Source organism: Phenylobacterium sp. (genome assembly GCF_025351295.1).
Lineage (GTDB): Bacteria > Pseudomonadota > Alphaproteobacteria > Caulobacterales > Caulobacteraceae > Phenylobacterium.
In genome coordinates this window covers 1-10,029 of record NZ_JANXWD010000088.1, presented here as the reverse complement: position 1 = coordinate 10,029, position 10,029 = coordinate 1, and the positions used below count along the sequence as shown (strand labels likewise).

Genomic DNA, 10,029 nt, shown 5'->3' with positions numbered 1-10,029 from the left:
CCCCCTCCGTCTCGTCGCTTCGCGCCGAGCCACCTCCCCCGTCGTCTCCGCGACAGGGGAGGAGCCATGGTCGCTAAGCCCCGCTCATCTCCGCCGCCACGCGCCGGGCGGCGGCCTGGGGGTCGTTGGCGGCGGTGATCGGGCGGCCGCAGACGATGTGCGAGGCGCCGGCCTGCAGGGCGTCCAGCGGCGTCGCGGCGCGGGCCTGGTCGTTTTTCGCCGACCAGTCGGGGCGCACGCCGGGCGTCACCACCAGGAAGTCGCGCCCGCCGAGCGCGCGGGCCAGGGCGGCCTCGCGGGGACTGCAGACGACGCCGTCGCAGCCGGCGGCGATGGCCTGGTGGACGCGCCGCTCCACCAGGGCGCGGACGGTGTCGGGATAGCCGATCTCTGCCAGGTCGTCGTCCGACAGGCTGGTCAGCACGGTCACGGCCAGGATCTTCAGGCTGGAGGCGCCGCGGCCCCGCACCGCCGAGGCCATGACCTGCGGCTCGGCGTGGACGGTAAGCAGGTCGCAGCCGGCGGCGCCCAGCACCGCGGCCGCCCGCTGAACGGTGGTTCCGATGTCGTGCAGCTTCCAGTCCAGGAACACCTGCTTGCCGGCCGCCTTCAGGTCCCGCGCCAGGGTCATGCCGTCGCCGGTCGCGAAGAGCTCGAGGCCAACCTTGTAGAAGGAGACCGTCTCGCCCAGGGCGGAGACGGTCGCGCGCGCCTCGTCCGCCGTGGAGACGTCCAGGGGCACGATCAGGCGTGGATCGGCCTTGGCATGGCCGGCTTTGGGGGCTTGCGCGAGCGTGGCGGCGGCGACCATGGCATGGCTCCGGCTGGGCGGGGTGTGGTCCGCAGTGTTCGATTTGGGCTAAGACCGGGGAATGAGCCAGACCGAGTTCGCGGTCAACTTCTTCGTTGCCCTGTTCGCCCTTATCGATCCGATCGGCAATGTGCCGCTGTTCGCCGCCGCGACCGCGGGCGCCAAGGCGCGCGATCGTGCCTGGATCAGCTTCTACATCTCGCTGTTCGTGCTGGGCTTCCTGACCTTCTTCTATTTCACCGGCATCAGCCTGCTGCAGTTCTTTGGCATCTCGCTGCCGGCGTTCCGGATCGCGGGGGGCGTGATCCTGTTCCTGCTGGGGCTCGAAATGGCGCGGGACGACTTCGCCGACAGCTTCAAGGAGGCGGCCGACGCCACCGCCGGCTCCGGCCGGGCCTTCGTGCGCAAGCGGTTCGAGCGGATGATCGTGCCCTTCGCCATGCCGCTGCTGATCGGGCCGGGCGCGATCTCCACGGTGATCATCTACGCCAGCCAGGCCCGCCCGATGGGCCTCGCCGGCATGGCGGTGGGGGTGGCGACCATCGCGGCGGTGGCGGCCTCGACCTTCCTGTCGTTCCTGGCGACGCCGCTGATCACCCGCATTCTGGGCCGCATCGGGCTGATGATCGTGGTCCGGGTGCTGGGCCTGATCCTCTGCGCTCTGGCGGTGCAGTTCATCCTGGCGGGCTTTTCGGAGAGTACGCTGCACTTCATCCGCCCGGGCGTCGCCAACCCCTATGGCGGCTAGGACGTGATCCGGGCGCTTTTTCCACGGCCGCCGACGAATTCGCCCGAAACCCGGGCGTGTAGGTATCCGTTGAGGCTTAAGGTGGCCGCCGCACTCGCGTCACAGGAGCCATGCGATTGAATGGCGCCGGGATTGGGTGTATTCGCGCCCGCCGCTACGGCATGGGGCCGCCTGGAGGTGTTCGCGTGAACGCCTCGGAGATACTAGATGGCTGAAACGGCCGTCGACGCTGCCAAGGCGTCCGAAGACACGCCCCAATCCGCACACAAGGAAGGATTCTGGGCGCTCTCGCTCGGGTCGATCGGCGTGGTGTTCGGCGACATCGGGACCAGTCCGATCTACGCCATGCGCGAGGCGCTCAGCCACAGCCACGGGGCCGGCGGCGGGGAGCTGGCGGTGCTGGGCGTGGTATCGCTGATCACCTGGGCGCTGATCCTGATCGTCACGGTCAAGTACGTCGTCTTCCTGATGCGCGCCGACAACAAGGGCGAGGGCGGCACCCTGGCGCTCATGGCGCTGGCCCAGCGGGTCAGCCCGGGCGGCCGGTCGCAGGTCATCTTCCTGCTGGGGGTGGTGGGCGCGGCGCTGTTCTATGGCGACGGGATCATCACCCCGGCCGTTTCGGTGCTGGGCGCCGTCGAGGGCCTGAAGATCGCGCCCGGGGTCGGCAAGCACCTCGACCAGGGCACGGTCCAGGCCATCTCGGCCGGCATCCTGATCGCCCTGTTCCTGGTGCAGTCGCGCGGCACGGCCAGCATGGCCCGCTATTTCGGCCCGATCACGGCGGTCTGGTTCGCGGTGCTGGCGGGGATGGGGCTCTACCACATCTCCGACGACTTCACGGTGTTCCGGGCGCTCTCGCCGCACTATGGCGTCATGTTCCTGATCAAAAACGGGTTCCTGGGCTTCGTGATCCTCGGCAGCGTGTTCCTGGCGGTGACCGGCGCCGAGGCGCTCTACGCCGACATGGGCCACTTCGGGAAAAAGCCGATCCAGATGGCGTGGCTGGCCCTGGTGCTGCCGGCCCTGCTGCTCAACTACCTGGGCCAGGGCGCCCTGGTGCTGAGCCACCCGGAGGCGCGGTCCGATCCCTTCTTCGCGATGATCCCGCAGGCGGTCTACTGGCCGGTCATCGTGCTGGCCACCATCGCCGCCATCATCGCCAGCCAGGCGGTGATCACCGGCGCCTTCTCCATGACCCAGCAGGGCGCGCTGCTGGGCCTGTTCCCGCGGATCGACATCCGCCGGACCTCCGAGACCCAGGCGGGGCAGATCTTCGTGCCGCAGGTCAACACCTTCCTGCTGCTGGGCGTGCTGGCCCTGCTGTTCACCTTCCAGACCTCGCACAACCTGGCCTCGGCCTACGGCATCGCGGTGACCGGCTCGATGTTCGTCGACACCCTGCTGTTCTTCTACATCGTCCGCTACATGTGGAAGCGGCCGGTCTGGCAGGCGGCCCTGGCGTCGACGGTGTTCGGTTCGCTGGACGTGGTGTTCATCACCTCTAACCTGCTGAAGTTCCTGAACGGCGCCTGGCTGCCCCTGGCGCTGGGGTCATGCCTGATCCTGGTGATGCTGACCTGGACCCGTGGCGCGCGCATCCTCACCGACAAGACGCGGCGCGACAGCGTGCCCCTGATCGAGCTGGCCGAGATCCTTAAGGCCCGCGGCCCGCACCGCGCCCCCGGCACGGCGATCTTCCTGACCTCCGACCCGGACACCGCCCCGGTCGCCCTGATGCACAACCTCAAGCACAACAAGGTGCTGCACGAGAAGAACATCATCCTGACGGTGAACACCGCCGAGACGCCGCGGGTCAGCGACGAGAACCGGGTGCGCATCGAACCCGTCAACGACGACTTCAAGAAGGTGATCATCGCCTACGGCTTCATGGAGACGCCGAACGTGCCCAAGGCGCTCGGCCTCTGCCGCAAGCAGGGCCTGAAGTTCGACATCATGGCGACGTCGTTCTTCCTTGGCCGGCGCAGCGTGGTGCCCTCGGCCCAGTCGGGCATGCCGCTCTGGCAGGATAAGCTGTTCATCTTCCTGATGAAGAACGCCGCCAACCCGACCGAGTTCTACAAGATCCCGCCCGGCCGCGTGGTCGAGATGGGGACGCAGGTGACGGTGTAGGCTTGAACCGCGGCCGCATTGTCCCTTAAAGGCCCGCGACTTCCCGACCTCTCTCCGAAAGCCCCCACACCCCATGGCCGACATCAAGAAGGTCGTCCTCGCCTATTCCGGCGGGCTCGACACCTCGATCATCCTGAAGTGGCTGCAGACCGAGTACGGCGCGGAGGTGATCACCTTCACCGCCGACCTGGGCCAGGGCGAGGAGATCGAGCCCGCGCGGGCGAAAGCGCTGGCCGCCGGTGTGAAGCCGGAGAACATCTTCATCGAGGATGTGCGCGAGGAGTTCGTGCGCGACTTCGTGTTCCCGATGTTCCGCGCCAACACGGTCTATGAGGGCCAGTACCTGCTGGGGACGTCCATCGCGCGGCCCTTGATCGCAAAACGCCAGATCGAGATCGCCCGGATGCTGGGCGCCGACGCCGTCAGCCACGGCTCCACCGGCAAGGGCAACGACCAGGTCCGCTACGAGGTGGCCTACTACGCCCTGGAGCCGGACATCCACGTGATCGCGCCCTGGCGGGAGTGGGACTTCAAGTCTCGTGAGGCGCTGCTGGCGTTCGCAGAGCAGCACCAGATCCAGATCACCAAGGACAAGCGCGGCGAGGCGCCGTTCAGCGTCGACGCTAACCTGCTGCACTCGTCGTCCGAGGGGAAGGTGCTGGAGGACCCGGCGGTCGAGGCCCCCGAATTCGTGCACATGCGCACGATCGCCCCCGAGGACGCGCCGGATAAGGCCACCGTCTTCACGATGGACTTCGAAAGGGGCGACCCGGTCGCCATCGACGGCGTGGCGATGAGCCCGGCCACCCTGCTGACCAGGCTGAACGAGCTGGGCCACGACAACGGCGTCGGCCGCCTGGACCTGGTGGAAAACCGCTACGTCGGCATGAAGTCGCGCGGCGTCTACGAGACCCCCGGCGGCACGATCCTGCTGGCGGCGCACCGCGGGATCGAAAGCATCACGCTCGACCGGGGCTCCATGCACCTGAAGGACGAGCTGATGCCGCGCTATGCGGAGCTCATCTACAACGGCTTCTGGTTCGCGCCGGAGCGCGAGATGCTGCAGGCGGCCATCGACCTCAGCCAGGCCAAGGTCACCGGCCAGGTGCGGGTGAAACTGTACAAGGGCAACGTCAGCATCATCGGCCGCACCAGCGCCTACTCGCTCTACGACCAGGACCTGGTCACCTTCGAGGAGGGCAAGGTCGCCTACGACCACCACGACGCGACGGGGTTCATCAAGCTCAATGCGCTGCGCCTGCGGGTGGCGGCGAAGCGGGACCGGCGCGCGGGCGGTCCCGCCGAATAGGGTTCGGCGCACGGCGGCCCGGCCGGACGGTTCCCCCGGCGCACGGAAGGCGCCAAGGTCCCCGTGAACGGCGGCGCCTGTCCGTCGCCCACGGGGACGGACCATGCAATCTCACGCCTATGTCGCCATCGTTACGATGCTGGCGCTGCTCACCTACCTCTGGATGGGCCTGCAGGTCGGTCGGGCGCGGGCCAAGTGCGGCATCCAGGCGCCGGCCATGACCGGCGATCCGCTGCTCGAGCGGACCATCCGGGCCCACTACAATACCCTGGAATGGCTTCCGATGTTCCTGCCGTCGCTGTGGCTGTTCGCCATCTACTGGAGCGACCTGGTCGCCGCGCTGCTCGGCGTGGTCTGGATCGTGGGTCGGATTCTGTACCAGCGCGGCTATGCGGCGGCGGCGGAGAAGCGCGAGTTGGGCTTCATGATCCAGTCCCTGGCGGTGGCGGTGCTGCTGTTCGGATCGCTGGGCCGGGTGATCTATGTGCTGGCGATCACCTAGCCAGACTGAAACACCGCAACCACATTTGCGGCCGAGTGTTGTGACTACTGTATCTCCCGATGGGGACTTCCGGCTTCGAGACCTGACGCAAATGCCAAGAAAATCAGTCGCTTTTGCCACCGCCCTGGTCCTTTCGGCCGGGTTGGTGGCGTGCGCAACACAGACGCCGTACCAGCCCAACGTCCGCGGCCAGCCGACCGCCGGCGGGTTCTCGGAGGTCAAGCTGGAGTCCAACCGGTTCCGGGTGACCTTCAACGGCAACTCGCTGACCAGCCGCGAGACGGTGGAGGGCTACCTGCTCTACCGCGCCGCCGAGCTGACGGTGGAGAACGGCTACGACTGGTTCGCCATCGTCAACCGCGACACCGACAAGAAGGTCGACAGCTACGTCGAGCCCGACCCCTTCTACTCTCCCTGGTACGGCAGCTACGGCTTCTGGCGCCCATCCTGGCGCTACTATGGCCACGGCGCCGGCTGGCGTGGCTGGGACCCCTTCTGGGGCGATCCCTTCTGGGGCGACCGGGTGGATATCCGCACGGTCGAGAAGTTCGAGGCCTCGGCCGAGATCGTCCTGCAGAAGGGCGCCAAGCCCGCCGGGGACATCAAGGCCTTCGACGCCCGCGCGGTGATCGAGAACCTGAAGCCGCGGATCAAGTACCCCGAAGCCAAGTAGGCCCATCCGCCCGACGGTAACGTACGGACCCGGCACGGAAATTCCGTCGCCGGGGCGCGTCCGGCCGACTCTCGTCAACGAATACCTATCGGCCCCGCTCCGATCGGGCATGGCCGCCGCGGACCGGTCAGAACCTTGATCGTCGAGCGGAGGTCGTGTTTCGGTGTTTCGGAGTATGGTGTGCGCGTTGTCTGGAGGTTGGACGTCATGCGTCGCGTGGATCGGTCGCCGTTAGAGCGTCGATCGATGGGCCGCTGGTGGGCTGTCGTACTGGCGCCCCTGCTGGCTATCGTGCTGAACGCCGCGGCGGCCCAGGCCGCCTGGGCGGCGGGGCGGGTGGCCCTGATCGTTGGCGTATCGGCTTATGAGAAGGTCCCGACCCTGGCCAACCCGGCCAAGGACGCCAAGCTGGTCCAGCAGACCCTGCAGAAACTCGGCTTCACGGTCACTGTGCTGACCAACCCCACCCGGGTGCAGCTCCTCGAAGGCCTCGGGACCTTTGAGGAGACGGCGAAGAACGCCGACGCCGCGGTGGTCTATTTCGCCGGCCACGGGGCGATGATCGACGGCGTGAACTACCTGCTGCCCAAGGATGCGGTCAGCTCCAGCAAGACCGCGCTGACCGGTACGGCGGTGGAGTCCGCGCGCCTGGGCCAGGCGCTGATCGGCGCAAAATATGTGCGGCTGGTGATCCTGGACGCCTGCCGCAACAATCCGGTGGCGTCGCGCAGCCTGGGCGGCAACACCCGCGGCCTGGTGCGCGAGACCAGCGCCAGCTCGGTCCAGGTGGTGACCCTGATGGCCGCCGGGCCTGGCGAGGTGGCCCAGGACGGCTCGGCCGCCAACAGCCCCTTCGCCACCGCCCTCACCCAGGGCATGACCCGGCCGGGCATGACGGTCGGCGAGCTGCCCAGCTACGTCCAGGCCGAGGTGGCCCGGATGACCGAGAACGAACAGACGCCCGACCTGCAGGGCATCTGGCCCGACGTCCACTGGACCTTCGATCCGAACGGGCCCGCGAAGACCACGCTCGCCGGCGGCGGCGGCGCGGACCTCACCAAGATCAAGTGGGAGAAGGACCAGGTCTTCTGGCAGACCATCAAGGACAGCGACGATCCGGCCGACTTCAAGGCCTATATCGACGCCCAGGACCGCGGCGAGATCACCGGCTCGTTCCGCAAGCTGGCGCAGAACCGCATCCACACCATGGAGAAGTCGGGGCCCGGCTCATTCCAGGTGGCCACCCGCTCGGCGGCGCCGGCCCAGGACCTAGTGACCTCCGCGCGCGAGGCCTTCTCACGCGGCGACTACAAATCGGCCGCCCACGACTGGACCGTCGCCGCCGGCCAGGGCAACGGCGCGGCCATGTACAACCTCGGCGTCATGTCGCTGACCGGCAAGGGCGCGCCCAAGGACGTCGCGGCGGCGGCCAGATGGTTCAAGGCGTCGGGAGACGCCGGGCATTCCGGCGGCATGGTCAACTGGGGCCTCTGCCGGCTGAACGGCTTCGGGACCGCCAAGGACGAGGCCGACGGCTTCCAGTGGATCCAGAAGGCGGCCGATAAGGGCTCGCCCAACGCCATGGGCATGCTGGCCGAGGCCTATTACCGCGGGCGCGGCGTGGCGACCGACCCCCGCCAGGCGGCCGGCTGGCTGCAGAAGGCGGTGGATGCCGGGGACGGCCCCTCGATCGCCCAGCTGGCCGACGCCTATGAGCGCGGCGACGGGGTCGCGCGCGACGCGAAGCGGTCCTTCGACCTCTACCAGCGCGCGGCGCTTTCGGGCGACGCCGAGGCCATGGTGCGCCTGGGTTATGCCTATGAGGACGGTCAGGCCGTGCGCGCCGACAACGTCCAGGCCGCCACGTGGTACCAGCGCGCCGCCGAAGCCGGGAACAGCGAGGGCATGTCCAGCCTGGCCGTGATGCTGGAGAACGGATCCGGCCTGTCGCAGGACTACGCCCGCGCCGCCGACTACTATCGCCAGGCCGCCAACGCCGGCGACGCCCGGGGTTACCTGGGCCTCGGCAGCCTGACGGCGCGCGGCGCCGGCATGCGGGCCGACCCGGCCGCCGCGGTGAAGCTCTTCCAGGCCGCCGCCGAGCGCGGCAGCGCCGCGGCCATGCGCAACCTCGGCATCATGTACGAGGCCGGCCAAGGCGTGTCGGCGGACCGCAAGAAGGCGCTCGACTACTACCGCAAGGCCGTGGCGGCGGGCGACGACGCCTCGCGCGCCGACCTCCAGCGCCTGGGCGCGCGGTGAACCCATGAGGGACCAGATGGACCACCCCTACGCCTCGCGGCGCTTCCGGATGGCGGTCAGCGCGATCGCGCTGCTCAGTCTCAACGCCCAGCCGGCGGCGGCCCAGTTCGGCAACAAGGGCGGGGAGGCCGCGCTCAACGCCTGCGCCACAGAGCGCGCGCCGCTGGTCAGGCTGGACACCGACTACAAGGAGCTGAAGCGCTCCAAGATGGGCGCGGCCATCGGCCAGGGCCTGAAACAGGGCGCCATGGTGCTCGCCAAGGGCGTGATGAGCGGCGGCATGCCGGGCATGCCGGGCGGTGGTGGGGGCGGCGGCCTCGGCGGGGCCATGGGCGGCCTGGGCGGGATGATGGGCGCGGCGGCCGGGATGGCGGCCGGGTCGCAGAACCGCCAGGGCGCAGCACCCTCGGCGGCGGCGGCCAGTCCTGCGGGGATGCTGTTCGGCCAGGACATGCTCTCCGGCGCCATGGGCCTGCAGGTGCCCGGGATCAGCGGTGGCGGCTTCGGCGGTGGCGGTGGCGGCGACAACTTGAAGGCCTATGCCGCCCTGGCGGTGCTGGTGGCCATCGTCGCCACGGCCGAGGCCTATGCCCAGCTCAAGGAGCAGGAGGCCGGCGGCGACCTGCGCAAGGCCTCCTACAACATCGACCAGGACGCGGCCCGCCAGCTGGCCGTGAGCCGCGAGATCGTCACCGACGGCAGCGCCCTGGTGGACTGCCGCTCGCGCCAGCTCACCGACATCAACACCCGCCTGGCCGGCGCCAGCAATGACAAGGACCGCAAGGCCATCCGGCGCGAGCGCACCGAACTGACCGGCGCGCTGAAGAAGGACATCGACCTGACCGGCGGCGTGGTCGACCAGCACATCGGCATGGCCAAGACCTTCACCCAGGGCCGGGCGATGACCGACGGCTCCTCGGAAGCCGACGTGCTGGGCGGCCAGGCCCCGGCCTATGCCGCCGCGCCGGCCACCACCAAGCTGGCCATGCCGGCCAAGGGCGCCGCTCCGGCCGCCGGCGCGCCGGCCCAGACCCAGGCCGTCGCCCCCGCGCCCACCCTGGTGGCGCTGAAGGCCACGGCGGTGCGCTCGGCGCCGGTCGCCTCGGCCGCCGTGCTGATGACCTTCCCGGCCGGGCGCGAGGTGAAGCCGAAGACGTCCGCCGCCGACGGCGGCTGGTGGGAGATCGACGTGGCCGGCGCCTCCGGCTATGTCCGCGCCGCCGACCTGGGCCCGCCCGGCTCGGCGCCGGTGCAGGTCGCCGCCAACACCCCGAAAGGCAAAGGCGGCAAGGGCGCCGGCGCGACCAAGCCGCCGCCCCCGCCGCCGGTCGTGGCCGGGCCCACCAACATCCGGGCCTACAACCAGACCGTCATCGCCGCCCGCGACAACGGCAAGGGCCGCCTCTCCAGCCTGATGACCGACATCCAGACCAGCGAACGCCGGGAGAACGTCTTCTACGCGATGCTGAGCAACTGGCGCTGGGGGTAGGCCCTCATACCAATCGCCGCTGACGCTGACTCAGGGGATTCCCTTGAGGGCCGAACAGTGATTCACGCTGGTTGTCCGAGAGGAGGGCGTGATGGGCTCTGT

8 protein-coding genes are annotated in these 10,029 nt (G+C 69.2%); 7 read left to right on the top strand and 1 reads right to left on the bottom strand.

Features of this window, described 5'->3' with window-relative positions:
• Window positions 1-73: 73 nt before the first annotated feature.
• On the bottom strand, window positions 74-811 hold the full coding sequence (gene pyrF, locus Q0R13_RS12525) for an orotidine-5'-phosphate decarboxylase (RefSeq protein ID WP_293904374.1): 738 nt from the start codon (window positions 809-811) through the stop codon (window positions 74-76).
• A 61-nt stretch (window positions 812-872) separates the two neighbouring features.
• Between pyrF and Q0R13_RS12520 the strand changes: the two genes are divergently transcribed.
• The 7 genes from Q0R13_RS12520 (at window position 873) to Q0R13_RS12490 (ending at window position 9,927) form a co-directional block, all read left to right on the top strand.
• Window positions 873-1,559, top strand: coding sequence for a MarC family protein (locus Q0R13_RS12520; RefSeq protein WP_293904372.1), 687 nt, complete (start codon window positions 873-875; stop codon window positions 1,557-1,559).
• A gap of 207 nt (window positions 1,560-1,766) precedes the next feature.
• The gene (locus Q0R13_RS12515; RefSeq protein ID WP_293904370.1) at window positions 1,767-3,692 is read left to right on the top strand and encodes a potassium transporter Kup; all 1,926 of its coding nucleotides are present in this window, start codon (window positions 1,767-1,769) and stop codon (window positions 3,690-3,692) included.
• Between the two features lie 73 nt (window positions 3,693-3,765).
• Complete coding sequence (locus Q0R13_RS12510) at window positions 3,766-5,001, top strand: argininosuccinate synthase (RefSeq protein ID WP_293904368.1); 1,236 nt, start codon at window positions 3,766-3,768, stop codon at window positions 4,999-5,001.
• A gap of 103 nt (window positions 5,002-5,104) precedes the next feature.
• Window positions 5,105-5,503 (top strand): MAPEG family protein, encoded by a 399-nt coding sequence (locus Q0R13_RS12505; protein WP_293904366.1) that lies wholly within the window; start codon window positions 5,105-5,107, stop codon window positions 5,501-5,503.
• A 91-nt stretch (window positions 5,504-5,594) separates the two neighbouring features.
• Window positions 5,595-6,176, top strand: coding sequence for a hypothetical protein (locus Q0R13_RS12500; protein ID WP_293904364.1), 582 nt, complete (start codon window positions 5,595-5,597; stop codon window positions 6,174-6,176).
• A gap of 246 nt (window positions 6,177-6,422) precedes the next feature.
• Complete coding sequence (locus tag Q0R13_RS12495; RefSeq protein WP_293904362.1) at window positions 6,423-8,438, top strand: caspase family protein; 2,016 nt, start codon at window positions 6,423-6,425, stop codon at window positions 8,436-8,438.
• A 16-nt stretch (window positions 8,439-8,454) separates the two neighbouring features.
• Window positions 8,455-9,927 carry an SH3 domain-containing protein gene (locus Q0R13_RS12490; RefSeq protein WP_293904360.1) on the top strand — a complete coding sequence of 491 codons (1,473 nt, stop codon included), beginning with the start codon at window positions 8,455-8,457 and terminating at the stop codon, window positions 9,925-9,927.
• The last annotated feature ends 102 nt before the right edge of the window (window positions 9,928-10,029 follow it).

Coding starts and splice junctions, on each gene's coding strand:
- pyrF (WP_293904374.1), bottom strand. CDS start 811: ATGGTCGCCGCCGCCACGCTCGCGCAAGCCCCCAAAGCCGGCCATGCC.
- Q0R13_RS12520 (WP_293904372.1), top strand. CDS start 873: ATGAGCCAGACCGAGTTCGCGGTCAACTTCTTCGTTGCCCTGTTCGCC.
- Q0R13_RS12515 (WP_293904370.1), top strand. CDS start 1,767: ATGGCTGAAACGGCCGTCGACGCTGCCAAGGCGTCCGAAGACACGCCC.
- Q0R13_RS12510 (WP_293904368.1), top strand. CDS start 3,766: ATGGCCGACATCAAGAAGGTCGTCCTCGCCTATTCCGGCGGGCTCGAC.
- Q0R13_RS12505 (WP_293904366.1), top strand. CDS start 5,105: ATGCAATCTCACGCCTATGTCGCCATCGTTACGATGCTGGCGCTGCTC.
- Q0R13_RS12500 (WP_293904364.1), top strand. CDS start 5,595: ATGCCAAGAAAATCAGTCGCTTTTGCCACCGCCCTGGTCCTTTCGGCC.
- Q0R13_RS12495 (WP_293904362.1), top strand. CDS start 6,423: ATGGGCCGCTGGTGGGCTGTCGTACTGGCGCCCCTGCTGGCTATCGTG.
- Q0R13_RS12490 (WP_293904360.1), top strand. CDS start 8,455: ATGGACCACCCCTACGCCTCGCGGCGCTTCCGGATGGCGGTCAGCGCG.